General features: G+C 54.9%; 22 protein-coding genes and 1 pseudogene. 12 read left to right on the top strand and 11 right to left on the bottom strand.

Going from position 1 to position 23,379, the window contains the following annotated elements; translation table 11 throughout:
• Positions 1-7: 7 nt before the first annotated feature.
• Positions 8-1,402 carry a RagB/SusD family nutrient uptake outer membrane protein gene (locus tag WJU22_RS03340; protein WP_341841871.1) on the top strand — a complete coding sequence of 465 codons (1,395 nt, stop codon included), beginning with the start codon at positions 8-10 and terminating at the stop codon, positions 1,400-1,402.
• A gap of 121 nt (positions 1,403-1,523) precedes the next feature.
• Here WJU22_RS03340 and WJU22_RS03335 read toward each other — a convergent pair whose 3' ends face one another.
• The 3 genes from WJU22_RS03335 to gatB all read right to left on the bottom strand — a co-directional run bounded on the left by WJU22_RS03335 (position 1,524) and on the right by gatB (position 4,342).
• Positions 1,524-2,552, bottom strand: a complete 1,029-nt coding sequence (locus WJU22_RS03335) for a TlpA disulfide reductase family protein (RefSeq protein WP_341841870.1) — start codon at positions 2,550-2,552, stop codon at positions 1,524-1,526.
• The gene (locus WJU22_RS03330; RefSeq protein WP_341841869.1) at positions 2,534-2,671 is read right to left on the bottom strand and encodes a hypothetical protein; all 138 of its coding nucleotides are present in this window, start codon (positions 2,669-2,671) and stop codon (positions 2,534-2,536) included. The genes WJU22_RS03335 and WJU22_RS03330 overlap by 19 nt, the downstream gene beginning before the upstream one ends.
• A gap of 213 nt (positions 2,672-2,884) precedes the next feature.
• Positions 2,885-4,342 carry an Asp-tRNA(Asn)/Glu-tRNA(Gln) amidotransferase subunit GatB gene (gatB, locus tag WJU22_RS03325; RefSeq protein ID WP_341841868.1) on the bottom strand — a complete coding sequence of 486 codons (1,458 nt, stop codon included), beginning with the start codon at positions 4,340-4,342 and terminating at the stop codon, positions 2,885-2,887.
• Positions 4,343-4,434: 92 nt separating this feature from the next.
• Here gatB and WJU22_RS03320 point away from each other — a divergent pair, with 92 nt between their 5' ends.
• Complete coding sequence (locus tag WJU22_RS03320; RefSeq protein WP_341841867.1) at positions 4,435-5,808, top strand: aldehyde dehydrogenase; 1,374 nt, start codon at positions 4,435-4,437, stop codon at positions 5,806-5,808.
• 486 nt (positions 5,809-6,294) lie between these two features.
• A complete protein-coding gene (locus WJU22_RS03315; RefSeq protein WP_341841866.1) occupies positions 6,295-6,693 on the top strand; it encodes a hypothetical protein in 399 nt (132 codons plus the stop codon).
• Between the two features lie 88 nt (positions 6,694-6,781).
• Here WJU22_RS03315 and WJU22_RS03310 read toward each other — a convergent pair whose 3' ends face one another.
• Both WJU22_RS03310 and alaS read right to left on the bottom strand, forming a co-directional pair.
• Positions 6,782-7,747, bottom strand: a complete 966-nt coding sequence (locus WJU22_RS03310) for a PDZ domain-containing protein (RefSeq protein ID WP_341841865.1) — start codon at positions 7,745-7,747, stop codon at positions 6,782-6,784.
• Between the two features lie 124 nt (positions 7,748-7,871).
• On the bottom strand, positions 7,872-10,487 hold the full coding sequence (gene alaS, locus WJU22_RS03305) for an alanine--tRNA ligase (protein ID WP_341841864.1): 2,616 nt from the start codon (positions 10,485-10,487) through the stop codon (positions 7,872-7,874).
• A gap of 328 nt (positions 10,488-10,815) precedes the next feature.
• On the opposite strand from alaS, the gene WJU22_RS03300 reads away from it, so the two are divergent.
• The 3 genes and pseudogenes from WJU22_RS03300 (at position 10,816) to WJU22_RS03285 (ending at position 12,917) form a co-directional block, all read left to right on the top strand.
• Complete coding sequence (locus WJU22_RS03300; protein WP_341841863.1) at positions 10,816-11,787, top strand: M23 family metallopeptidase; 972 nt, start codon at positions 10,816-10,818, stop codon at positions 11,785-11,787.
• A 95-nt stretch (positions 11,788-11,882) separates the two neighbouring features.
• A pseudogene (locus tag WJU22_RS27240) lies at positions 11,883-12,415 on the top strand (MerR family transcriptional regulator).
• Positions 12,416-12,428: 13 nt separating this feature from the next.
• The gene (locus WJU22_RS03285) at positions 12,429-12,917 is read left to right on the top strand and encodes a hypothetical protein (protein WP_341841862.1); all 489 of its coding nucleotides are present in this window, start codon (positions 12,429-12,431) and stop codon (positions 12,915-12,917) included.
• Positions 12,918-12,993: 76 nt separating this feature from the next.
• Here WJU22_RS03285 and WJU22_RS03280 read toward each other — a convergent pair whose 3' ends face one another.
• Both WJU22_RS03280 and WJU22_RS03275 read right to left on the bottom strand, forming a co-directional pair.
• Positions 12,994-14,082, bottom strand: coding sequence for a mechanosensitive ion channel family protein (locus WJU22_RS03280; protein ID WP_341841861.1), 1,089 nt, complete (start codon positions 14,080-14,082; stop codon positions 12,994-12,996).
• Positions 14,083-14,094: 12 nt separating this feature from the next.
• The gene (locus WJU22_RS03275; protein ID WP_341841860.1) at positions 14,095-15,261 is read right to left on the bottom strand and encodes an amidohydrolase family protein; all 1,167 of its coding nucleotides are present in this window, start codon (positions 15,259-15,261) and stop codon (positions 14,095-14,097) included.
• 158 nt (positions 15,262-15,419) lie between these two features.
• Between WJU22_RS03275 and prfA the strand changes: the two genes are divergently transcribed.
• From prfA to WJU22_RS03260, 3 genes are all read left to right on the top strand, one after another.
• On the top strand, positions 15,420-16,496 hold the full coding sequence (prfA, locus tag WJU22_RS03270) for a peptide chain release factor 1 (protein ID WP_341841859.1): 1,077 nt from the start codon (positions 15,420-15,422) through the stop codon (positions 16,494-16,496).
• A gap of 132 nt (positions 16,497-16,628) precedes the next feature.
• The gene (locus WJU22_RS03265; RefSeq protein WP_341841858.1) at positions 16,629-17,198 is read left to right on the top strand and encodes a hypothetical protein; all 570 of its coding nucleotides are present in this window, start codon (positions 16,629-16,631) and stop codon (positions 17,196-17,198) included.
• Positions 17,199-17,335: 137 nt separating this feature from the next.
• Positions 17,336-18,019: an OmpA family protein gene (locus WJU22_RS03260; RefSeq protein WP_341841857.1), complete on the top strand. Its 684-nt coding sequence runs from the start codon at positions 17,336-17,338 to the stop codon at positions 18,017-18,019.
• A 138-nt stretch (positions 18,020-18,157) separates the two neighbouring features.
• Here WJU22_RS03260 and WJU22_RS03255 read toward each other — a convergent pair whose 3' ends face one another.
• The gene (locus tag WJU22_RS03255; protein WP_341841856.1) at positions 18,158-19,339 is read right to left on the bottom strand and encodes an aspartate aminotransferase family protein; all 1,182 of its coding nucleotides are present in this window, start codon (positions 19,337-19,339) and stop codon (positions 18,158-18,160) included.
• A gap of 34 nt (positions 19,340-19,373) precedes the next feature.
• Here WJU22_RS03255 and WJU22_RS03250 point away from each other — a divergent pair, with 34 nt between their 5' ends.
• From WJU22_RS03250 to WJU22_RS03240, 3 genes are read left to right on the top strand one after another with little or no spacing between them, the layout of a single operon-like run.
• Positions 19,374-19,895, top strand: a complete 522-nt coding sequence (locus WJU22_RS03250; RefSeq protein ID WP_341841855.1) for a gamma carbonic anhydrase family protein — start codon at positions 19,374-19,376, stop codon at positions 19,893-19,895.
• Between the two features lie 45 nt (positions 19,896-19,940).
• Complete coding sequence (locus tag WJU22_RS03245) at positions 19,941-20,090, top strand: hypothetical protein (RefSeq protein ID WP_341841854.1); 150 nt, start codon at positions 19,941-19,943, stop codon at positions 20,088-20,090.
• A gap of 11 nt (positions 20,091-20,101) precedes the next feature.
• On the top strand, positions 20,102-20,263 hold the full coding sequence (locus WJU22_RS03240; protein ID WP_341841853.1) for a hypothetical protein: 162 nt from the start codon (positions 20,102-20,104) through the stop codon (positions 20,261-20,263).
• A 119-nt stretch (positions 20,264-20,382) separates the two neighbouring features.
• On the opposite strand, the gene rsgA is transcribed toward WJU22_RS03240, so the two are convergent.
• From rsgA to WJU22_RS03225, 3 genes are read right to left on the bottom strand one after another with little or no spacing between them, the layout of a single operon-like run.
• Positions 20,383-21,318, bottom strand: coding sequence for a ribosome small subunit-dependent GTPase A (gene rsgA / locus WJU22_RS03235; RefSeq protein WP_341841852.1), 936 nt, complete (start codon positions 21,316-21,318; stop codon positions 20,383-20,385).
• Between the two features lie 25 nt (positions 21,319-21,343).
• Positions 21,344-22,354, bottom strand: a complete 1,011-nt coding sequence (locus WJU22_RS03230; RefSeq protein WP_341841851.1) for a VWA domain-containing protein — start codon at positions 22,352-22,354, stop codon at positions 21,344-21,346.
• An 8-nt stretch (positions 22,355-22,362) separates the two neighbouring features.
• Positions 22,363-23,370 carry a hypothetical protein gene (locus WJU22_RS03225; RefSeq protein ID WP_341841850.1) on the bottom strand — a complete coding sequence of 336 codons (1,008 nt, stop codon included), beginning with the start codon at positions 23,368-23,370 and terminating at the stop codon, positions 22,363-22,365.
• Positions 23,371-23,379 lie beyond the last annotated feature (9 nt).

The following is a 23,379-nucleotide window of genomic DNA, read 5'->3' as shown; positions in this document are numbered from 1 at the left end:
ATCAGGGATGAAATCAATGTTTAGATATAGTTTGATAGCGGTGTGGATGATGGCGGCTTCCTGCCTGGGAGACCTCGACGTCAAGCCCACCAACATCAAAGACCAGACGGTAGCATTCAATTCGGTAGACGATGTGAATGCCGGCGTATTGGGAGCGTATGCTTCGCTCAATGGTCAATCCATCAAGATCAGCTCGCTTATCGCGGATGAAAATATGATGCCGCTGGAAAACACCACGAATGCTGGCGCAACGGTGTTCAGGTGGCAGCACAACGAATCTACGCCCGACGTGTTGCCCGTTTGGCAAAGCAACTACCAGGCCATCGACCGGGCGAACCGGATCCTTGCCGTGATCGACGGCGTGCCTGCCGAAGCGCATGAAGTGGAGCAGAGAAACCAGATGAAAGGGGAGCTGCTGGCATTGCGGGCATATTGCCACCTGGAACTGCTGCGCAATTACGCGGTGTCTTACGATGGGAACGACGATGGAGTTCCCGTGATGACGACCTCCCAGGTTTCGCAACCCGGCCGGAGCAAGGTGAGCGCGGTTTTCGCGCAGATCCGCAAAGACCTGGCCGACGCGAAGCTGCTCATTCCCGCCAATTGGGCCAGTTCAACGCGCATTACCCGGCTGGCCGTGTTCGCCATCGAAGCGCGTACCGCGCTGTACCAGCAGGATTGGACGGCGGCCATCGCCGCTGCGGATGAAGTGATCGGCGCGGTGCCATTGGCAACGGAGCAACAATTCCCCGGCATCTGGACCGACCTGGCCACGCATGAAGTGATCTGGAAACTGAAAAGGGAACCTTCCGACGAGCGTTTCGGCGCATTCTACCGTTCGAGCGCGGGCATGGTGCTCTATGCGCCGTCATTCAAACTGCTGGCGGCTTTCGATGCCGCGCACGATGTCCGCTTCAGCAGCTGGATCGCCGATCTCGATGCCGCGCCCGCCAGCACCCGCTGGACGGTCACGAAATACACCGGCAATTCCGCCAACCTGAACCTGACCGACATCAAGCTGTTCCGTGTTTCGGAAATGTATCTCATCCGGGCGGAAGCGCAGGCGCGCAAAACCGGCGCCAACATCGCCGCGGCCAATACCGACCTGGAAACCCTGCGCACCAGCAGAATCGATAATTATGTGCATTCCAGCTACGGCACCGCCGCGCAAGTGCTGGCCGCCGTTGAAGCCGAACGCTTCCGCGAACTGGCTTTCGAAGGGCATCGTTATTATGACCTCCGCCGCTGGAAGAAAGATATTGTTCGGCTGCCGCAGGATATCGTGAGCGTCGGCGGGAATGTGCTGACGTTGCCGGTTACGAAAAAGCAGTATTTCATGCCCATCCCGTTCGAGGAGATGCAGGCAAACCGGAATATCGGCCAGCATCCCCTGTATCAATAGGGAAATCGCAACATCTATACCTGCAAAAGCCCGGAAGCCACCGCTTCCGGGCTTTTTGATGCCGGGCATAAAAAAGGAGCCTCCGCGCGGAGGCTCCTTTTTGTTTACAGCAGCACTGCAATTATTTCAACACTTCAGCCAGTTTCTTTTCCAGTTGGTTACCGCGCAGGTTGGCAGCGATGATCTTGCCGGCGGGGTCTACCAGGATGTTGGTGGGGATGGCGTTGATGCCGTACAGCGGCACTACGGAAGATTCCCAGAATTTGAGGTCGCTCACGTGCGTCCAGGCGAGCTGGTCGTCGGAGATGGCCTTCATCCAGGCGCCTTTTTCCTTGTCGAGCGAAACGCCGAGGATGGTGAAGTTTTTGTCTTTATACTGATTGAAAGCCGCTACGACATTGGGGTTTTCCTGGCGGCAGGGGCCGCACCAGCTGGCCCAGAAATCGACCAGTACGAATTTCCCTTTGAAGGAGCTGAGTTTGATCTGTTTGCCTGCGGGGTCGGGGAGCACGAAGTCGGGGGCAACCTGTCCTACCATGGCAGCAGGGCCTTCGGCGGCTTCTTTGGCGCCGCCTTTTTCAAGGGTTTCGAGGCCGGCGAGGGTGTTTTTCACGAAGCCGTTTTCAGGGAATCGTTTGGCGATGTCCTGGAAATCTTTTTTATGGGCAACGCGATCGGCGGCGTCTTCAAAACCGGCCAGCTCCATGGCGAAAACCGCGGGAACGGGGTTTTTGGAAGCGCGGGCGGCGGCGAGGAAATGTTCCCGGAAGTTTTTGGTTTCCTGGTCCATGGCGGCGCGGCGCGCATTGAGGACGCTGTCGGGCGTTTTGGCGATGCGCATACTGTCGAACGCCTGCATTTCCTTGCTCAGCGTCTGCGATTTCTCGCTATAATATTTCAGCAACTGTTGGATCTCGGTGGTGGCATCGGAGCCTTTCACCTGGATTTTTTCCAGTTCGTTATAATCGCCGGTGATGCTCATATCGCCTGCATCGAGGGCGAGGAAGATATATTTTCCGCTTTCGAACCGGATGGCGTAGAGGCCTTGTTCGGGCACCATGCCTTCGAGGGTGATCTTTCCGGACGCGTCTTTAACGGCCGCAGTATCCACGATTTTGGTGGAGTTTTCCATCACTTCTTCGAGGTACACCTTTTCCAGGGGGTGTTCGCCAGTTGCACATCGATCTTGAACGCGCCTTTCTCCGGGTGACTGTTACAGCTTGCCAGCAAGGCGGCCGCTCCTGTCAGCCAAATCGCAAATTGTTTCATGGGCTTTTCGTTTAGTTGGATTTTCAATCAAAAATAGTCCTAAATCCCCGGAAGGGTTCTCCGGAAATGTTAAAATTATGTAGTCGGTTAATTAAACAAATCACCTGAAATGGTCATTTCCCTGCGGTATCGGCTCCAGCGGGGGGCGTAAGCGCGGAATGGGCCTGTGGCGGCGCTTTTTCGGGAGATGTTATCCGGGATGAGCGGCAGTTGTTAACCGTTGAGGCGCTTGAGCAGCAACTCGTTAGTTAATTTCGGGTCAGCCTTTCCGCCGCTCATTTTCATCACTTCGCCAACGAACATCCCGATCAGGCCTTTTTTTCCGGAGCGGAATTCCGCCACTTTTGCCGGGAATCTGGCCAGCACTTCATCGATGACCGGGAGAATGCTGCCGGCATCGGTTTCCTGGATGAGATTGAGGGCGGTGGCCACTTCCAGCGGTGTTTGGCCGGGTTGTTCGATCATGGCGGGCAGGATGCGGGAGGAAGCGATGGAGAAGTTTACCTTGCCGTCGTGGATCAGCGCAATGAGCGCGGCGAGGGCGGAAGGGGTGAGGGGGAAGTCGGAAATACCGGCATTGCGCTCGTTGAGCCACGATTTCACGGGGCCGAGCATCCAGTTGGAGGCGGCCTGTGCGTGGGGCGTTTCGGCCATGAGGGCTTCGAAATACACGGTGGTTTCGCGGTCGTCGCAGATCACGCGGGCATCGTATTCACGAAGGCCCAGCTGGCTGGTATAACGGGTCACTTTTTCTTCGGGAAGCTCCGGCAGCGAGCGGCGAACCTGGTCGAGGAAAGCTTCCGTCAGGCGGAAAGGCGCCAGGTCTGGCTCCGGGAAATACCGGTAGTCGTTGGCTTCTTCCTTGGAACGGAGGGAAAACGAGCTGCCGTTGGAAGCGTCGAAGCTGCGGGTTTCCTGGACAATGGTGCCCCCGGTTTCCACGAGCTCGATCTGCCGTTTGATCTCGTTCTCGATAGCGCGCTTCACGTTGCGGATGGAGTTCATGTTCTTCACTTCCACCTTGGTGCCGAGCGTGGTTTCGCCTTTGAGGCGGATGGAAACGTTGGCGTCGCAGCGCATGGAGCCTTCTTCCATGTTGCCGTCGCACACATCGAGCCAGCGAACGAGCCGGCGGAGCTCGGTGAGGTAGGCGTAGGCTTCGTCTGCCGAGCTGAGGTCGGGCTCCGTAACGATCTCCACGAGGGGAACGCCGGCGCGGTTATAGTCGATGAGGGTGTTATGAGGGTCCTGGTCGTGGATGGATTTTCCGGCGTCTTCTTCGAGATGGATGCGGTTGAGCTGGACATTCCGGGCGGTCCCGTCCACGAAAATGGGCACATGGCCGCCTACGCAGATGGGGGCGGTGTGCTGGCTGATCTGGTATCCTTTCGGGAGATCGGGGTAGAAATAGTTCTTCCGGGCGAAGAAGTTTTCCTGCTCGATGCGGCAATGACAGGCAAAACCGAGCCTGATGGCCAGTTCTACCGCCTTTTTGTTCATGAAGGGCAGGGTGCCGGGGTGCCCCAGTGTAACAGGACTGATATGCGTGTTGGGCTGCCCGCCGAAAGCGGCGGAGTCGCTGGCGAATAATTTGCTGACTGTCAGCAGTTGGGCATGCACTTCCAGGCCTATTACCGCTTCATATTTGTTATAATCGATGCTCGCACTCATAATATTGATATCACTGCTGATTCGCACAAAGATATTCAAACTGTAAAAAAGCAGGGAATTTTCACGAAATTGTATCATCAACGTTCCATCCTATGGCTGCTATCCAAGATATTCACCAGGCCCAGCGCCGCTTTTTCGACTCCGGGGCCACCCGTTCCCTGCAATTCCGCAAATCCGCCCTCAAGCAACTGAAAAAATCCCTCAAACGGCATGAAGAAGCCATTCTGGCCGCGCTCCGCGCTGATCTCCGGAAAGCGCCGGTAGAGGCTTTTGGCAGCGAAGTAGGGCTTTTGTACGACGAAATCGATCATACCCTCACCAATCTCCGCCAGTGGATGCGCCCCCAACCGGTCAGCTCCCCGCTCATGCATTACCCTTCGTCCAGCACGGTGTACCGCGAGCCCAAGGGACTGACGCTCCTCATCGGCCCCTGGAATTACCCTTTCCAGCTGGTGGTGAATCCGCTCATCGGGGCGGTGGCGGCGGGCAATTGCGCCATCGTGAAGCCCTCCGAGCTGGCGCCCGCCACGGAAGCCGTGGTAGCCAAAGTGATCGCAGACGCGTTTGCGCCGGAGCACGTGACCACCGTTTTGGGCGATGGCGCCAAAGTGGTGCCGGAGATCATGGCCTACCGGTTCGATCATGTCTTTTTTACCGGCAGCATCCCCGTGGGCCGGAAAATCCTGGAAATGGCAGCGCCCCACCTCACGCCGGTAACGCTGGAACTGGGCGGGAAAAGCCCCTGCGTGGTAGACGCCGGCGCCGATATTAAAACCGCTGCAAAAAGGATCGTGTGGGGGAAATGCTGGAACGCCGGACAAACATGCATCGCGCCGGATTATGTGCTGGCCGATAAAAAAATAATGCCGCAATTGCTCGAAGCCCTGCGCGACGCCGTCACGAAATTCTATGGCGAGGATCCCGCCAAAAGCCCCGATTATCCGCGCATCATCAACGAACGGCAGTTCGACCGGCTCTCGGGCTACCTGGCGGATGGCACCGTGTTTTCCGGTGGACAGTCCGACCGGGCCGACAAGTACATCGCCCCGACCATCCTGACCGACATAAAGCCGGATGCGAAGGTGATGAAAGAAGAAATTTTCGGGCCCATTCTGCCGGTGATCCCATACAGTGGCACCGACGAAGCGGTGAAGATCATCGCCGCCAATCCATATCCGCTATCGCTGTACATTTTCACCAAAAGTTCGCGTACTGCGAAAACGCTTGTGGAGAAAGTGGCTTTCGGCGGCGGTTGTATCAACAATACGCTGGTGCATTTCACGAACCTGGAGATGCCGTTCGGCGGGATTGGCCCCAGTGGCATGGGACGCTATCACGGGAAGTACAGTTTCGACGAGTTCACGCATGTGAAGGGCGTGATGAAAACGGGTACCTGGCTGGATGTTCCGGTGAAATATCCGCCGTTCGGGAATAAACTGAAAATGCTGAAGATGCTGCAGAAATAGACGGAGAAAATCGTCCAAAAAAGTTTCGCGTTTCGTGAATCGTTATCATTGAATTGATCGGTTTGCGAAACGTTTTTTTATGGGTGAAAGTGAAGAAAATTTTTTCGCTTGATGTGTAATAAAATGAAGAGAAATCGCAACTAACTATCAATACCGGTTTGAGAAAATTGGTTGCAAAATTTTTTGTGGGATGATGCCGAAAAAGTTTTGTGTTTCGCAAGTTGTTATTATTGGGATGAACATTTTAAAACCTGAATATTATGACACCAAATCAAATCTTAAAAATCATTTTCTTATTAATGTTCTTGTCACCGGTGCTTATCCCATTGATTAAGTACCTGGGTTTTCGAATTTTTCCTCCAAGGAAGTATACAATTATCAGCAAGAAGACCGGCAAAGCTGTATCCTTCAATATGAGAGGTGAAAACGACCCGAAGGAAATGGTAGAATTCGGAAAAGTATTTTTTGGGCAGGAATAAACAAATTATGGAAAACACAAACCGTGCGGCCAATGCCACTGGAAGAATTGTAATCACTGCCGACAGTATTGCCGCCGTGGGAGGCGGAATGTTTCTGGCACAAATGGCGCTGAGTTTACCTGATACTTTTAGCGAAAAGGGCCTTTTGATAGACCTCGTTCCGGCAGTAACGTTAATATTAAAACAAAGCTGGAATTTTTTGGAATTGGAGGTGGTGTTTGCATTGAGGAATGGCAAAGCCAACTATGCCAGAAATCGCTATCTGAAATTCTTAGATAGCTTACTGGCAGATTCAAGAATCGACGAGGAAACTAAAGAGGATTTGAAGCAAGTAATTGTGTATTCTCAATTATCAGCTTTTTTCGTTCTTTATAAACATTGGAAGGAAAATTATCAGCAGAAATGATAACGTTTTAATCAATAAAAAAAACGGCCCGGGAAACCCCGGGCCGCCTCTCTTTGCTTTACACTAAACTATATATCTGCCTTACTGTTTACAAATTTTCTGACCGCAGTTTGCGCGGCACTTTTACCGTGAGTGTTTCGGTTTTACCGTTGCGCCGGATGTTGAATGCGATGCTGGATTTATCTTTCGCTCCGCGATAACCGGCCACCACTTCGCGTGCGTTTTTTACGGTCTGGCCATCGATGGATAGGATGACATCGCCGGTTTTGAACCCGGCTTTTTCGGCGGCGGATTCTTTATCGATAGATTGAACGGTAGCGCCATCATTTTCTTCGCGGTCTTGCACCTGAAGGCCCAGTTTGGCCTGAGCGTTGGGGTTGAACAGGTCGTCGAAGCCACGGGGCATCTGGAACACGCGGGGCTCGTCGTCGAGCATGCGCGGATTGCGGAAACGGCGGCCACGCATCGTGTCTTCTGCACTATCCCGCGGTTGTAATTTGGCTTTCGCTTTTTGTTCTTTTTTGTCGCGGAGATAGAGAACGGTCACTTCGTCGCCGGGCTGGAGTTTTCCGATGGTTTCGAAAAGGTCCTGGGGCTCGGAGATCTTGACTTCGTTGACTTTCGTGATCACGTCCCCGGCTTTGAGGCCAGCTTTGGCCGCGGCGCTGTTTTCCGCTACTTCTGTAACGGTGGCACCTGCTGCGGTGGATTTTTCAGTGATCACGCCCAGCACTGCCGCACCCGGCCTGATGGCGTCTTCCAGGAGGTTTTCGGGCGCCTGGTCGGGGAAATTGCCGTTGCGCGGTATGATGACGCGGCGTTTCACAGAAAGTCCGTCGCCCTCGTATTCCCGGATGGGTTTGCCATCCACGTACACTTCGCCGTCTTTGATCTCTACGGTTACTTTCGCGTTTTGCGTTTCGCCTTTGCGTTTGATGATGATCTCATCATATTCTCCCAATTTATGGCCGCGCCCGTCTTGTGCGGATACCGCGGTCGATGCCAGGGTACAAGCGAGGAGAAGGGTGCTGCCGGAAAAAAGGAGTTTGCGCATATCAGCTGTTTTTAGTGACAGGGCAAATTTACAGGCCGGGGAGGGTAAAAAAATGTTAAAAAAGCGATGAAGGCGATAAGGGAATGTTAAAATAAAAAAGGCTCCCGGAGGAGCCTTTCTATTATCAGAGGATACTTTTCACTTTTTCGATGACCGTCGGGAACTGGCTGACGTCTTGCCCGCCGGCATTGGCCATGGAGGGCTGTCCGCCGCCGCCGCCTTTGATGAGGCCGGCAACCTGTTCTTTGATGATCTTCTGCGCGTTGAGGCCTTTGTCTTTCACGAGGTCGTCAGACAGGAGGACCGTCACCTGCGCTTTGCCGCCGACGTTGGCGCAGAGCACGGCCGCGAAGGGCGCGGTCAGCAGGTCTTTCAGGACGTTGGCGTAAAGCCTTACCGCATCTGCGCTGGAAGCATCTACCACGGCCCCGATGAACTGAACGCCGTTCACGGTTTCCGCCTGTTGCGGGAGGCTGGCCGCGGCCTGTTGCACCTGTTTCAGTTCGAGGGCAGCAAGCTGCTTTTCGAGGGCCGATTTTTCGGCAACGAGCGTTTCCACGGCTTTGGCGGGCTCTTTCGGGTTTTTGATCGCAGCTTTAATTTCCTTCAACTGCGCTATCTGTTCATTAACGTATGCTTCCGCTTTGGCGCCGGTTACGGCTTCCACCCTTCTCACGCCGGCTGCAACAGCGCCTTCGGAGAGGAATTTGAAAAGGCCGAGCTCGCCCGTATGGCCAACGTGCGTGCCGCCGCAAAGTTCGAGGGAATATTGAGGATCGATGGTCACCACACGAACGGTGTCTCCGTATTTCTCGCCGAAAAGCGCCATAGCGCCCAGTTTCATGGCTTCGTCGCGGGGCATTTCGCGGATGATCACGGGGATGTTTTCCCGGATTTTTTCGTTCACGATCGCTTCGATGGAGGCCAGCTCTTCGTCGGTCACTTTGGCGAAATGGGAGAAGTCGAAGCGGAGATATTCCGCGTTCACCAGCGAGCCTTTCTGCGCCACATGCGTGCCCAGCACCTGGCGAAGGGCCGCGTGCAGCAAGTGGGTGGCGGAGTGGTGACGGGCGATGTCCCGGCGCTTGAGCGCGTCTACTTCAGCTTTGACCGCCGCTTCCGGATGGGCCGGCAAGTGATCGGTGAAATGAACGATGAGGTCGTTTTCCTTTTTGGTATCGGTAACGGCAATGGCTTCGTCCCCGAAGTACAAGGTGCCGGTGTCGCCCACCTGGCCGCCGGATTCGGCGTAGAAGGGGGTTTTGTCGAGCACGATCTGGTACTGGTCTTTACCTTTCGCCGTGATTTGACGGTATTTCAGCACTTTAGCGTCCGTCGCCAGTTCGGTATAGCCCACGAAAACGCCGGAAGGCTGCTCGTCCAGTACGCTCCAGTCGCCCATATCGAGCTTGGTGGCGGCGCGGGAACGCTCTTTTTGTTTTTGCAGCTCAGATTTGAAGCCTGCCTCGTCTACAGTAAATCCTTTTTCGGAAGCGATAAGACGGGTGAGATCGAACGGAAAGCCGTAAGTATCAAACAGTTCGAAGGCAACGGCGCCAGCGAGGGTTTTATCTTTCGAATCGGCCAGGATGCCTTCCAGACGGCCCAAACCGCTATCGAGGGTGCGAAGGAAGCTCGTTTCTTCTTCGAAAATGATGCGTTTCACGAAATCGGTCTGCTGGTGCAATTCCGGGAACACGTTTTTGAATTCTTCGGCCAGGACGGGAACGAGCTCATGGAGCAGCGGCTGCGTCACATCGAGGAAGGAGTTGTAATAACGTACCCCGCGGCGAAGGATCTTCCGGATCTCATAACCGGCCCCCGTATTGGCAGGCAGCTGCCCGTCGGCGATGGTAAAGGATATGGCCCGGATGTGATCGGCGATCACGCGGAAAGCGATATCGGTTTTTTCGGTCTGACCGTATTTTTTGCCGCAAAGTTGCTCTGTGGCGCGGATGAGCGGCGTGAAAACATCGGTATCGTAATTGGACTGTTTGCCCTGGATCACGCGTACCAGCCGCTCAAAGCCCATGCCGGTGTCTACGTGCTGGGCGGGCAGGGGCACGAGGGAACGGTCTTTCATGCGGTTGAACTGCATGAATACGTTATTCCAGATCTCGATTACCTGCGGATGGTCGTTGTTCACGAGTTCTTTCCCGGGAACGGCGGCTCTTTCGGCGTCTGTCCGGCAATCCACATGGATTTCGGTGCAGGGGCCGCAGGGGCCGGTTTCGCCCATCTCCCAGAAATTATCCTTTTTATTGCCCAGCAGGATGCGGTCTTCCGCGATGTGGCGCTTCCAGAAATCGAAAGCTTCAGCGTCCATGGGCAGGTTTTCCGCCTCGCTGCCTTCGAAAACGGTAACGTACAGGCGGTCTTTCGGGAGTTTGTACACCTCCGTCAGCAATTCCCAGCTCCAGGCGATGGCCTCTTCCTTGAAATAATCCCCGAAGCTCCAGTTCCCCAGCATCTCGAACATGGTATGGTGATAGGTGTCTATCCCCACTTCTTCCAGGTCGTTATGCTTGCCGCTCACGCGGAGGCACTTCTGGGTGTCCGCGACGCGCGTCCACTGCGGCTGCTTGTTACCAAGAAAAATGTCTTTGAACTGGTTCATCCCCGCGTTGGTGAACATCAGCGTGGGGTCGTTTTTCAGTACGATCGGTGCGGAAGGGACGATGTGGTGCCCCTTGGACACGAAAAAATCCAGGAACTGTTGCCTGATCTGGGCTGCGGTCATAAAATATTAGTCGGTATTAATATCTAATTTTAGTATTATAATTGCATCCGTCCTGAAATTGGCGTTATTTTGTGATTGTCGCAAATAGGCCCGCCGAGAAAATTGAGATGCAAAAGGTTGACGTTTTAGCCTAATTCTCTTAGGTTTGCGGACCCCGGTTACAACCGTTCAATTTTTTAGCGCAAGGTGGAATGCGGTGCAAAAATATCGAAATAATCATAACTAGCTAACCGCCATTTTCCAGGGCCAATCCGCCCGGGAACCGGGTTTATAATAAATTTTAACGGGGGGCGTTCTATCGTACGCTGCTATCAACCGCTAATGGTTCATGAAGAAAGTCAAATATTTTTATAATACTCAAACGCTTAAATACGAAAAGCTCGTAGTCTCCGTCAAGGTAAAAGTCCTCCGGATCCTCGGCTTCCTGTCTGCCGCCATCGTCACCGGCATGCTGTTCCTCACCGTCTCTTACCGGTTCCTCGATTCCCCCAAGGAAACGATGCTCCGCCGCGACCTCGATAATATGCAGGAGGAATATAACACCCTGCAAGACCAGGTCAAGGAACTGAAAGGGCAGCTGGGCGAGCTGCAGCACCGCGACAACGAGATTTACCGCGTCATCTTCGAAGCCGCTCCCATCCCGGATAGCGTACGGGCGGGGCAAGACGAGAAATCCAAAGAAAACCTCGCCCTGTCCACCAAACCCGAAAGCGAGATCATCGCCGCTACCAAAAAAATGCTCGCCGAAATCGGGAACCGCGTCCAGCTCCAGGAAAAATCCTACCTCCAGATCGAAGATCTTATCAAGAACAAACAAAAGATGCTCGCCTCCATCCCGGCCATCCAGCCTGTGGCCAACAAAGACCTCGACAGGATCGCGTCCGGGTTCGGCTATCGCATCGACCCTATCTATAAAACCGTAAAATTCCACTCCGGCCTCGATTTCACCGCTCCTTCCGGCACACCCATTTATGCCACGGGCGATGGTACCATCGAAGAATCCAGCCTCAGCGACGTTGGCTACGGCAACCACGTGGTGGTGAACCACGGCTATGGCTATAAATCGCTCTACGGCCACATGGTGCGCATCAAAGCCAAGCGCGGCCAGGCCGTGAAACGGGGAGACATCCTCGGCTGGGTGGGCAGCACCGGCAAATCTACCGGTCCGCACTGCCACTACGAAGTGATGAAAAACGGGGTGAAAGTAGACCCTGTGTACTTCTTTTATAATGATCTTACTCCCGAGCAATTCGACCGTATGTTGAAGATCGCGCGTTCCGGCAACCAATCTTTCGATTAATGGAATGATTATTGAAGGAAATGGCGGTTCAGTTCATGGGATGGATTCCGTAATATTGTATCCGTAATCTTTTTCATTATCAATTAGTTTCGGTTATGATGCAGCAACTGGACTTATTCGGCCTCCCGACGCCGCCCCCGACCGCAAAGCAACCTGTGCCCGGTGTTCCCGGGGAAGAAAACGGCGCCCTTCCGGCACCGGACGCCCCGCTTGCCGCAGGTGCTACACCGGTAAAGGGCAAAAAAAGGGGCCGGAAAAGTCTGAAAGAGCTGTCTGGCGATCCACACGTGATCCAGGAACTGGAAAAATTAACGCTCGACAAACAGTACTATTCCATCAGTGAAGTAGCCGGCATGTTCCGCGTCAACACTTCCCTGATCCGCTACTGGGAAAATGAGTTCGATATCCTCCAACCCAAAAAAACCGGAAGGGCGACCGCCTTTTCCGCCAGGAAGATATCCAGCACCTCAAACTCATCTATCACCTGCTGCGCGAAAGAAAGTACACCATCGAAGGCGCCAAACAGAAACTCCGGGAAGACAAGCGCATCGCCTCCCGCAATTTCGAAATGGTAAAATCCCTCGAGAAAGTCAGAACGTTCCTGACGGAGTTAAAAGATCAATTATAAAACATAGGACATTATGCGTTTACACACAGTACTACTGGGATGCGGATTGTTGCTGTCTTCCGTGACCATGGGCCAGAGCCAGCCGCTCAAAGGCAAATTCGAGATGAAACAGCTCCTTTCCGACTCCTCCTACGCCTGGTTCCATAACGGCGTCAACCGCTATAACGCCAACACCACCATGGTCAACTATATCAAGACCAATAAAGATAAAATTCAGCTGGTGGCACTGGTAAACCCGGCAGACGAGGCCAGCCGCACGCTCCTCCCCGAATTCTATAAAGTAATGATCCTCTCCAGCGTGCCCGAAGAATCCATCCACATGTACGCCGTGGATAATTCCGGGAACAGCGGAGATACGAAGGCCGACAGCTACAAAGTGAAGAAATATCCCACCATCATCGTGGTGCGCGACGGCAAAGAGGAAGGCCGCATCACCGGCGCCGCTTCTTCCACCGTGGAAGACGATCTGGCCAAGATCATCATGAAGATGAACGCGAAATAATTATCGTTACATACAGCGACAAAAAATCCCCTCCGGCAATGCCCGGGGGGATTTTTTGTTTTGCAATGAAGCCGCTTTATGCGCTTTCCTTCATAGCCAGGCGCGCACCGTGCTTTTCCAGGATGCGCAATGCTTCCAGGTTCACGCGCTCGCGCAGCTCCAGGTACGGCGTGCCGTCGAGGATATTGGTCATGTAAATGAGTTGCAGGAGGATGGAATCTTTGCCGAAATCGTGGAGGTTCACGTTGAAACCGGGCTCCACGTCAGGTTGCGCCTTCAGGAAAGCCTGGAGGTCTTTCACCACGGCCAGCACGGCAGCAGGAGGCGTATCGCCCGCGAGCTCCAGCTTCATGGCCACGCGCTGCTGCGTGCGGAGCGACAGGTTGTCGAGCACGCTGTCTACCATCTTTTTATTCGGAACGGTCACGAAAGTCTTTTCCAGCGTGCGGATGCGGGTGCTGCGCAATCCGATCTTTTCCACCGTTCCCTGGAAATTGTCGACCTTAACGCTGTCGCCTACACGGAATGGTTTGTCCGAAAAGATGATGAACGAGCCGATGAGGTTCTCGATGCTTTCCTTGGCGGCGAGGGCAAGGGCGGCCGCACCGATGCCAAGGCCCGCCACCAGCTTGTCTACCAGCTCTTTCCCGAAAAGTATGTTGATGAGGATCATCGCCCCGATAATGTAAACGATCGCTTTGAAGAAATCGCGGAAGAAGATGACGAACTGGTCGTCGGTTTTATCGTGCGTGAGGCCGGCTTTCTTTTCCAGGATGAGCGCGAAGAAATCGATGAGGCGCAGCAGGATCATGATGAACGTCATGCTCAGCACGATTTTCAGCACGAGTGCCAGGAGCATTTTCAGCGTGAAAGGCTCGGCGCGGTTGAACACGACGATGTTCAGCGCTTCGGGGAACACGAGGTGGTTGCTGGCCATGATCACGGCCACCATCACCAGGAAATATTCGATCGGCTTGAGCAGCAGCTCCACGAATTCTTTCTGCCCGATGGCGGGAGACCAGTGGCGGATGAGCTTGTACAACCCGGCGGCGAGGCTTTTGGACAAATATCGCCGGATGAGGACAACGAAAAGGATGATGCCCGCAACGATGAGATAGTTGCGAATGGAGTTTTCGAAAAACTGTTGGTTCAGGAATTCATTCATAGCGGTGCAAATCTACGCAAATAGCGATTTCGGGTCGAGGATGCGGGAGGTATTTCCGGTAATCTGGACAACGCCGGGTGTTTTTCCTTTTTCGAAACTGCCGAACCGGTCGTCGATCCCCAGTGCCATCGCGCCATTGAGGGTAGCCCATTGCAGCATGGTTTCCAGCGGGATGTGCGGGAATTTTCCGCGGAGGGTTTCGATTTCGCGCCAGATGGAAAGCTGGTGGTTGGATGCAAGACTGTCTGTCCCCAGTGTGATCGTTACCCCGGGCATTTCCAGGAGCATGTCCACATCCGGCAGCATGCCTTCGATATAGAGATTGGCGTTGGGACAGAGGCACCAGTAGGTTTCGCCCTCCCGCGCCAGCGCGGCTTCCACGTCTTGCCGGTTGGTGAAGGTATTATGGACGAGGAGCATCGTTTGCCCCTGGTCGAAATACGGGATAAAGGCGGGCAGGCTGTTGGACGCGGTTCCCCCGATAGAAGAAGCGTCCATATTGAAATGACGGTAAAATTGAAGGAATGGGCCGGTTTTGTGACGGAATAATTCGTTTTCGGCGGCGGATTCCTGGTTGTGGATGCTGATGGTGCCGTTGCTTTTGAGGCCGTTGATGAGGCGGAACAGGGTGGGCGACACGGAATAGGGCGCATGGGGGACGAGGGCCGCCGGCAGTTGTGCCTGGCGGAACTGGGCCAGTACGGCCATGGAGTGTTCCAGGCGCTGTGGGGCGAATGCGTCGGCGACGCCCATGCATTCCACGAAGGTGTGCCACTCGGTCTGGTGGGCCGTTCGCCGTTTGACGGACACGGTGGCGGCGGTGTTGGCGATGTCTCCCACGGCTACGGTCCCTTCCTGGCGCATGGCCTCGGCGGCGGCGTCTATGGCGGAATGGAGGACGTCGGCGGCGGGAGGGGTGCGGTTTTCCATGACGGCCGTCAGGAAAGCGGGGAGGCCGGTGCCCTCGGGCACGGAACCTTTCATGTGCGACAGTTCAAGATGACAGTGGGTGTTGATGAACCCCGGGCAAAGTATCCCATCCACTTTCACGAAATCTTCCCCCACCCACGAGCGCGGAACGAGCGCCGAAACGGTGGCGTGCTCGTCCAGCACCAACGCCCGGTCGGGGCCATGAAACTTTCTCCCGTCGAATATATCATCTGCTGTAATCTTGATCATAAGGGTGAATTTAGGGAATGTTGGCCGGAAGCATCGCCTTCGGGCGCTTAAAATAACCGGCAAAAACGTAATTTTGCAACCCGAACCGGCAAGGCAGGCGGCGTAATAACGCAGGATCAAGCCCTAAATTGCTGAATTTTAATCCGGATAACCGATTTATGATAGATAAACTGGAAGCCATCAAAGGCCGATACGAACAAGTTTCCATGGCGCTTACCAACCCCGAGGTAGTGAGCGATAACAAACAATTCAGCAAGCTGAGCAAGGAATACCGCCAGCTGGAAAAGATCGTAAAGGCCTACGAAGCTTATCGCAAGCTCCTCGAAGCCATCGCCTTCAACCGCGAAGTGCTCGAAAGCGGCGACGAGGAAATGCGCGAGCTGGCCAAGGAAGAAACCGAAGGCCTGGCGGAACAGAAAGACCAGATGGAGGCCGATATCCGGAACCTCCTCATCCCGAAAGACCCGCAAGACGAGAAAAACGCCATCCTCGAGATCCGCGGCGGCACGGGGGGCGACGAAGCCGCCCTTTTCGCCGGCGATCTCCTCCGCATGTACCTCCGTTACTGCGAGAACAAAGGCTGGAAAACGTCTATCATGAACGAAAACACCGGCGGCGCAGGCGGCTACAAGGAAGTAGTGGTCGAAGTTTCCGGTGATGATGTATACGGGACCCTCAAGTTCGAATCCGGCGTTCACCGCGTACAGCGCGTGCCCGCCACCGAGGCCTCCGGCCGTGTGCACACCTCCGCCGCTACCGTAGCAGTGCTGCCCGAAGCGGAAGAAGTGGACGTAGACGTTCGGGAAGCCGATATCAAGATGGACACCTTCCGGTCTTCCGGCGCGGGTGGCCAGCACGTAAACAAAACCGAATCGGCCGTTCGCCTCACCCACATCCCCACCGGCGTGGTGGTGGAATGCCAGGAAGGCCGCAGCCAGCACTCCAACCGCGACATCGCCATGCGCATGCTCCGGACCCGCATTTACGAAGCGGCCGTCCGCAAGCATGAAGACGCCATCGCTTCGCAACGTAAATCACTGGTTTCCACGGGCGACCGCTCCGCGAAAATCCGTACGTACAACTATCCCCAGGGCCGCGTGACCGATCACCGTATCGGTATGACCGTCTATAACCTCGACGCTTTCATGAACGGCGAGGTCGATGAAATGATCCAGGCCCTCCAGTTCGCTGAAAACGCAGAGAAAATGAAGACCGGCGACCAGATGGGCGTATAGTCCCGTCGCGTCCCGCTTCGCCCGTATAGACAATTCCCTTTCGCAACAATTTGCGGAAGGGAAATGTTATTAATCCTGCGCGTATGCAGAAATTGTCGAGCTTCATAATTTATCCACCCTAAACTTTCACAAATGTTAGATCAATTAGTGCAACTGGTCCGCGAAAATGCGCAGGAAACAGTGGTAGCCAACCCTGCCGTCCCCAACGAACAAAACGATGCCGTGATCGGCGAAGCGTCTCACTCCATCGCAGAAGGCCTGCAGTCTGCCCTTGCCAACGGCAATGTGAACGAAGTGATGGGCCTTTTCAACGGAAGCAGCGCGCCCGATAGCGCAAACCCTTTGGTAAACGGCATTCAGGGGAATTTCGTAAAGAACCTCATGGAGAAATTCGGTCTCAACAACGGTGCCGCAGCCTCCCTCGCAGGGTCGCTCATCCCTTCCGTTCTGGGCAGCCTCGTGAAGAAAACCAATGATCCCGGAGACAGCTCTTTTTCGCTGGACAGCATCATCGGTTCCCTCACCGGCGGTTCTACCGGCGGCTTCAACCTCGGCGGCCTGCTGGGCAAATTCGGCCTGGATAAAGACGGCGATGGCGACGTAGATATGCAAGACCTTACCGCCATGATCACGAAAGGCGCCAAACAGCAGCAAAGCAGCGGCGGCCTGGGCGGGCTTCTTGGTGGCCTTTTCGGGAAATGACGCATCGGGGAATAACTCCATATCTTTTTAAACCGTTATCCCTTACACATTGATAAACATAAATTTATCTGCCGTCAAAAATTGTTGGCAAAGAATTTGTTTAGGCTAGCGTACTCAAACCAATAAAATATTTTAAGATGAAAAGATTGAATGCATTTGTGGCGATGGCGATGGCAGGTATCCTTGTTTTCAGCTCCTGCAGCACGTGGCAGAGCATGGACAATACGAAAAAAGGCGCCGTAATCGGCACCGGCGGCGGCGCTGCTGCCGGCGCGGTGATCGGCAAGGCCGCTGGTAACACCGCCCTGGGCGCCATCATCGGTGCCGCAGTAGGTGGCACTGCCGGTGTGCTCATCGGTAAGAAGATGGACAAACAGGCCGAAGAAATCAAGAACGAAGTACCCAACGCCACCGTAGAACGCGTAGGCGAAGGTATCAACGTTACCTTCAACTCCGGCGTACTGTTCGGCTTCGACAAATCCGACCTTACCGCTACCGCTAAATCCAACATCGAAGAGCTGGCGCAAGTGCTGAACAAATACCCAGACACCCACGTTCGTGTGGAAGGCCATACGGACGACACCGGTTCCGATTCCTACAACTACGGCCTGTCCGAACGCCGGGCAAAATCCGTAGCGAACTACCTCGTTGGCCAGGGCGTTTCCGCTTCCCGCGTGCAGACTTTCTGGTACGGCGAAACCCAGCCTAAATTCCCCAACGACAGCGAAGCCAATCGCACCAAAAACCGTCGTGTGGAATTCTCCATCTTCGCAAACGACAAAATGAAGTCCGACGCGAAGAACGAAGCTGGTCAGAAATAAGCTTTTTAGTTGAATTTTCTCATAAGCAGTTTGAAACGGTCCTCCCGGCTTTCCGGGAGGATTTTTTTGCCATGCCGCTTATGAAAAAAAGCCGCCAGAGACCTTGTCCATGGCGGCTTTTGTAGTGTAAACCTTAATTTATAAAGTATCGAGCCCGGCGAGGAGGATGGCGCAGGCCTGGCGGATTTCTTCTTCTGAAATAATCAGCGGCGGCACGAACCGGATGGCGTTGGATGCGAAGAGGAACCAGTCTGTAATGACGCCGTTGGCGATGCAATAATCAATGACTTTCTTGGCGGCAGGGAAATCTTCCACTTCCACGGCCAGCATGAGCCCGCGGCTCCGCACGGCCTTGATCTTCGGATGTTGCAGCAGGCTGAGGAACAGTTTTTCCTTTTCGAAAACACCGTCGATCATGTTTTCGGAAAGCAGCGCCTTCATGCCCGCGAGCCCCGCGGCGCAGGCCACGGGGTGGCCGCCGAAGGTGGTGATGTGGCCGAGGACGGGCTGGTTCGTCAGGCTCCACATGATATCGCGGTCGGCGATGAACGCGCCCAGGGGCATCCCGCCGCCGAGGGCTTTGCCCAGCAGCAGCACGTCGGGGACGATGCCGTATTGTTCGAAGGCCCACAGCGTGCCGTTCCGGCCGAGCCCGCACTGGATCTCGTCGAGGATGAGCAGCGTGCCGGTTTCGGTGCAGCGACGGCGGAGGGCTTGCATCCATTCCACGGAAGGCGCCAGCACGCCCGCTTCGGCCTGAACGGTTTCCGCGATCACGCAGGCGGTGCGGTGGGTGATCTGTTCCAGCATGCCCATATCGTTATGCTGCAAATGAAGCACATCGGGCAGGAGGGGACGGTAGGCGTTGCGCCAGTATTCGTCGCCGATGATGCTCAGCGAGCCCTGTGTGGAGCCATGGTAGCTGTTTTTGAACGCGATCACGCCGGTGCGGCCGGTGTGGCGCTTGGCCAGTTTCATGGCGCCTTCGGTGGCTTCGCTGCCGGAATTCGTGAAGTATACGGAGTTGAGGGATCCGGGGAGGTGTTGGGTGAGGAAAGTGGCGTATTGTACCTGCGGCGATTGAACGAACTCGCCGTACACGATGAGGTGCATGTAAGCGGCCGCCTGTTCCTGGATGGCTTTCACGACGGCGGGGTGGCAATGGCCGACGTTGCAGACGCTGATGCCCGCGATCATGTCGAGGTATTGCTTGCCCGAAGCGTCCCACATGTGCATTCCCTGCGCTTTTACCATTTCGAGCGCCAGCGGGGCGTCGGAGGTTTGCGCTACGTGCTGTAAAAAAAGCTGCCTGTTATTCATTGGGGCGAAGGTAGTGAAGTTCTATATTTGTATCATGCCAGTAATATTACCAGTAAAGGGTGTACACCCGCAAATGGGCGACAATTGTTTCATTGCGCCGAATGCCACCATCGTGGGCGATGTGGTGATGGGAAAGGATTGCAGCGTTTGGTTCAATGCTGTTGTGAGGGGAGATGTGAACAGCATCCGGATGGGCGATAAAGTCAATATCCAGGACGGTGCCGTGATCCATGCCACTTATCAGAAAACGAAAACCCTTATCGGCAACAACGTTTCCATCGGCCACAACGCGATCGTGCATGGCTGTACGGTGGAAGATAATGTGCTGATCGGGATGGGCGCCATCGTGATGGACAATGCCCATATCGGTTCCAATACCATTATCGCCGCGGGGGCCGTGGTGCTGGAAAATACGCAGGTGGAAGCAGGATGTATCTATGCCGGGGTGCCCGCCAAAAAGGTGAAAACCATCTCCCAGGAGCTCATTTCCGGGGAAATCGACCGCATCGCCAACAACTACATCATGTACGCCGACTGGTTCCGCGACCAGGTATAGTCATGTTATGAATAATCATTATATTGCAGGTCTAATCCCGGACCTATGAAATCAAAATGGATGATTGGGCTATGGGCGGCATTCCTGTTGGTGGGATGCGCCTCCCAGAAGCAAGGCTGCCCTGGCAGCACTTTCTACAATTCCGGCAATATGAAACAGAACGCCAAAGCCGGCAAACAAATGAAACTTTTCTAAAACCCCCGTTCATGCGGCATCTTGTCATTTGCCTGATCGTGATATCCGCACTGGGAGCGGGCTGCAGGTCTCAGAAAACCGGCTGCCCCACGCCAAAGCGTAACCTCGGTGCCGAAAAAGTGTTCGATGAAATGAACGCCCCGAAGAAAAAGGGGCTATTCAGAAGAAGGTGATGCTGTCCCAAACGGCCCCCGCAAGCCGTTTCCCGTTTTGCGCAGGCGACCCACGCATAACGCCGCCGGCCCAGGCTTGCCAGTAAATACTCCAGGAGGGAATTATCTGTCCGCAGTAATCAATCGTAATCATTCTCATTGATCGTAGCCAGCACAGTAGCGTAGCTGACATACCGGTCAAGATCTATGTCTCCCTTTTCCACGGCGGCTTTCACGGCGCAACCGGGCTCGTCGAGGTGAAGGCAGTTGTTGAACTGGCATTGAGGAATGTATTCCTGCATCTCGAGGTAATAATGCGAAAGCTCCGTTTTCGGGATATCCACGATCCCGAATTCCCGGACCCCGGGCGTATCGATGAGCCGGCCGCCATTGGGCAGGTCGAACATCTCGGCGAAAGTAGTGGTATGTAAACCTTTCCCGCTCCATCCGCTCACCTGCTTCGTTTTCAGTTGCAGGCCGGGCATCAGCCCATTGATGATGGTGCTCTTGCCCACGCCGGAATGCCCGGAAATGAGGGTGGTCTTATCTTTCAGCAATTCTCCCAATTCGTCTATACCGATCCCTTTCGCCGCGCCCGTCAGCAAAACGGTATAACCGATCTGCTCATACACTTCTTTCCAGTGTTCGAACTGCTCCATCTCCTTGTCGCGGTACACGTCCATTTTGTTGAACACGAGAATAACGGGAATATGGTATGCGGCCGCGGTAACGAGGAAGCGGTCGATGAACCCCTGGGAGGTGCGCGGCTCCCGCACGGTAGCCACGAGCACCGCCTGGTCGAGGTTGGCGGCTACGATATGTTTTTTGTGCTTGCCCTGGGGCGAACTGCGAACGATGTAATTATGCCGTTTCTCGATGCCGGTGATGATGGCCGTTCCTTCCTCGCCGTCTGTCTCCAGCTGGATTTCGACATGGTCGCCCACGGCGATGGGGTTGGTAGACGTGATGTCTTCATCGATTTTGAAAATGCCTTTGATACGCGCCTGGTAAATGGCGCCCTCGTCCGTTTTCACGGAATACCAACTGCCGGTGGATTTATAGATCGTTGCTTGCACGGTGTAAAGATAAAGCAAATCCGGACTAGGGCAGCCGCTTGAAAAGCGTATACCGCAGCACGGCCTCCAGCAGCAACGCCGCCAGGGCGATCATGGCCAGGGGGAAGAAATGCTCTTTGAAGCGCCGGTAAGACGTGATTTCCACTTTGGTGCGCTCCATTTTATCGATTTCGTGGTAGATGTCTTGCAGGGAAGCGTTGTTGGTGGCCCTGAAATACCGCCCGCCGGTTTCGGTGGCGATTTTTTTCATGAGGGGCTCGTCGATCTGCACGTCCACCATTTGCATCTGCACGCTGCCGTCGGGCATGGTGGCGGGCGAGGGGGCTTTGCCGATGGTGCCTACGCCGATAGTGTAGACTTTCACTTTATACGCTTTGGCGATTTCGAGCGCGGTGAGCGGGTCTACGAGGCCGGTGTTGTTCACCCCGTCCGTCAATAAAATCACCACTTTGCTTTTGGCTTTGCTTTCACGGAGGCGGTCGACCGATGTGGCGAGCCCCATCCCGATGGCCGTCCCGTCCTGCAACATTCCGCTGCGGATGGCCATGAGCTGCTGTTTGAGCACGCCGTGGTCGGAGGTGATGGGGCATTGCGTGAAGCTTTCGCCGGAGAAGATCACCAGGCCGATGCGGTCGCTGATGCGGCTGTCCACGAAATCCATCGCTGTTTTCTTGGCGGCTTCCATCCGGTTGGGCCGGAGGTCTTCGGCGAGCATGGAGCCGGAAATGTCGATGCCCAGCACGATGTCGATGCCTTCGCTGTCGATGTTTTCAGAAGTGTTGGACGTTTGCGGCCTTGCCAATGCGGTAACCAGCGCGGCGAACGTGATGATGCGCAGGGCGGGGAGGATGGGCCGGAAACGGATTTTCCAGGAAACGGGGATGCCTTTGAGGCCTTGCAGCGACGAGACTTTCACCGATCCCTGGAACTTGCGGCCGGCGCTCACGCTCCACCAGATAAAGACGGGGATGAGCAGCAGCAGCCAGAAAAAGGCCGGGTGTGCGAATTCAATATTTTTCCAGAGTTCCGCGTTCATGAGTCGTTTTACGAATTTGTGCCGATGGCCGGCTGTTCGGTTTTGGGCAGGGCGGAGGCGCGCGTCCATTCCACCACGGCCCTGGCCTTGCGCAGCGAGTCTTCATGCTCCTGCGGCGAAGGCTGGAGCTTGGCGAACTTGGCGAGATCGGCCAGGCTGAGGATGGCGTAGATCTCGTTGCGCTGCTGATTGAGGATGGTGACCGGCTTGATGTCGTCCATCAGTTCCGCCGTGGTCTGTTCCATGGCCGGTATGTTGAACTGCTGCTCGAAGTAATTGCGCAGCACGTCTGTCAGCGAAGTATAATACCCTTTGACGTCCGTTTGCCAGGGCTGTTCCTTCTCCAGCTTGTCCAACGCTTCCACCGCGCGTTCGAACGGCGACTTGGAGGGTACCACGGGCAAGGGTTTCGGCGCTTTCTTCCGGTTGCGCCACATGGTGAAGTACAGGATGATGGCCGTGATGAGCAGGAATCCGCCCAAAATAAGGAACCAGTAATCCAGCCAGTTGATCCCCACCACGCGCAGGGGCTTGATGGGCTTGAAGGCTTTGGTGGTATCCACGGCCACGGTGCCCACGTCGATGAAAATGGGATCGGTGAACACGGAATCGTAAGACCCGTCTGTCACCGAATACACTTCGAATTTCATGGGCGGCAGTTCCCACCGGCCGGAATCGAAACTGGTGAAGGTGACGGTTTGCCGCCAGATCCGCTGGTTTTCGTTGGAGCCGGTCGTATCCAGCTGTGTGCGTTCCACGAGCTCGATGTGGTTGCTCGAATCGGGGATGTTGGGGAAGATCACTTTGATGTTGGCGCCTTTGAGGGCGTACAGCATCACTTTGGCGGTGAGGTCTACCTTCACGGGCTCGCCGATGCGGATGCGCGTGGTGTCGGCTTTGGCCGTTACCTTGAAGTAGTCTTCGTATTGTACCGGTTCTTCCTTGTCTTGCGCCCGGGCGCCGGCAAAGATGCAACAAAGGAGGACGGTGGTGAATATGTTCTTGATGGATTTCATCCGGTCTTG

Source organism: Chitinophaga caseinilytica (genome assembly GCF_038396765.1).
GTDB classification, from domain to species: Bacteria; Bacteroidota; Bacteroidia; order Chitinophagales; family Chitinophagaceae; genus Chitinophaga; species Chitinophaga caseinilytica.
The sequence above is the reverse complement of the archived record's forward strand: the minus strand, read 5'-3'. Positions and strand labels throughout refer to the sequence as shown.

Bases quoted from the DNA above. Each gene is read 5' to 3' on its own strand.
- WJU22_RS03340 (WP_341841871.1), top strand. From the start codon at position 8: ATGAAATCAATGTTTAGATATAGTTTGATAGCGGTGTGGATGATGGCG.
- WJU22_RS03245 (WP_341841854.1), top strand. From the start codon at position 19,941: ATGAAATCAAAATGGATGATTGGGCTATGGGCGGCATTCCTGTTGGTG.
- WJU22_RS03265 (WP_341841858.1), top strand. From the start codon at position 16,629: ATGTTAGATCAATTAGTGCAACTGGTCCGCGAAAATGCGCAGGAAACA.
- WJU22_RS03310 (WP_341841865.1), bottom strand. From the start codon at position 7,747: ATGCGCAAACTCCTTTTTTCCGGCAGCACCCTTCTCCTCGCTTGTACC.
- WJU22_RS03315 (WP_341841866.1), top strand. From the start codon at position 6,295: ATGGAAAACACAAACCGTGCGGCCAATGCCACTGGAAGAATTGTAATC.
- WJU22_RS03320 (WP_341841867.1), top strand. From the start codon at position 4,435: ATGGCTGCTATCCAAGATATTCACCAGGCCCAGCGCCGCTTTTTCGAC.
- WJU22_RS03250 (WP_341841855.1), top strand. From the start codon at position 19,374: ATGCCAGTAATATTACCAGTAAAGGGTGTACACCCGCAAATGGGCGAC.
- gatB (WP_341841868.1), bottom strand. From the start codon at position 4,342: ATGAGTGCGAGCATCGATTATAACAAATATGAAGCGGTAATAGGCCTG.
- WJU22_RS03300 (WP_341841863.1), top strand. From the start codon at position 10,816: ATGAAGAAAGTCAAATATTTTTATAATACTCAAACGCTTAAATACGAA.
- WJU22_RS03275 (WP_341841860.1), bottom strand. From the start codon at position 15,261: ATGATCAAGATTACAGCAGATGATATATTCGACGGGAGAAAGTTTCAT.
- WJU22_RS03330 (WP_341841869.1), bottom strand. From the start codon at position 2,671: ATGAAACAATTTGCGATTTGGCTGACAGGAGCGGCCGCCTTGCTGGCA.
- WJU22_RS03285 (WP_341841862.1), top strand. From the start codon at position 12,429: ATGCGTTTACACACAGTACTACTGGGATGCGGATTGTTGCTGTCTTCC.
- WJU22_RS03255 (WP_341841856.1), bottom strand. From the start codon at position 19,339: ATGAATAACAGGCAGCTTTTTTTACAGCACGTAGCGCAAACCTCCGAC.
- alaS (WP_341841864.1), bottom strand. From the start codon at position 10,487: ATGACCGCAGCCCAGATCAGGCAACAGTTCCTGGATTTTTTCGTGTCC.
- WJU22_RS03240 (WP_341841853.1), top strand. From the start codon at position 20,102: ATGCGGCATCTTGTCATTTGCCTGATCGTGATATCCGCACTGGGAGCG.
- WJU22_RS03280 (WP_341841861.1), bottom strand. From the start codon at position 14,082: ATGAATGAATTCCTGAACCAACAGTTTTTCGAAAACTCCATTCGCAAC.
- WJU22_RS03260 (WP_341841857.1), top strand. From the start codon at position 17,336: ATGAAAAGATTGAATGCATTTGTGGCGATGGCGATGGCAGGTATCCTT.
- prfA (WP_341841859.1), top strand. From the start codon at position 15,420: ATGATAGATAAACTGGAAGCCATCAAAGGCCGATACGAACAAGTTTCC.
- WJU22_RS03230 (WP_341841851.1), bottom strand. From the start codon at position 22,354: ATGAACGCGGAACTCTGGAAAAATATTGAATTCGCACACCCGGCCTTT.
- WJU22_RS03225 (WP_341841850.1), bottom strand. From the start codon at position 23,370: ATGAAATCCATCAAGAACATATTCACCACCGTCCTCCTTTGTTGCATC.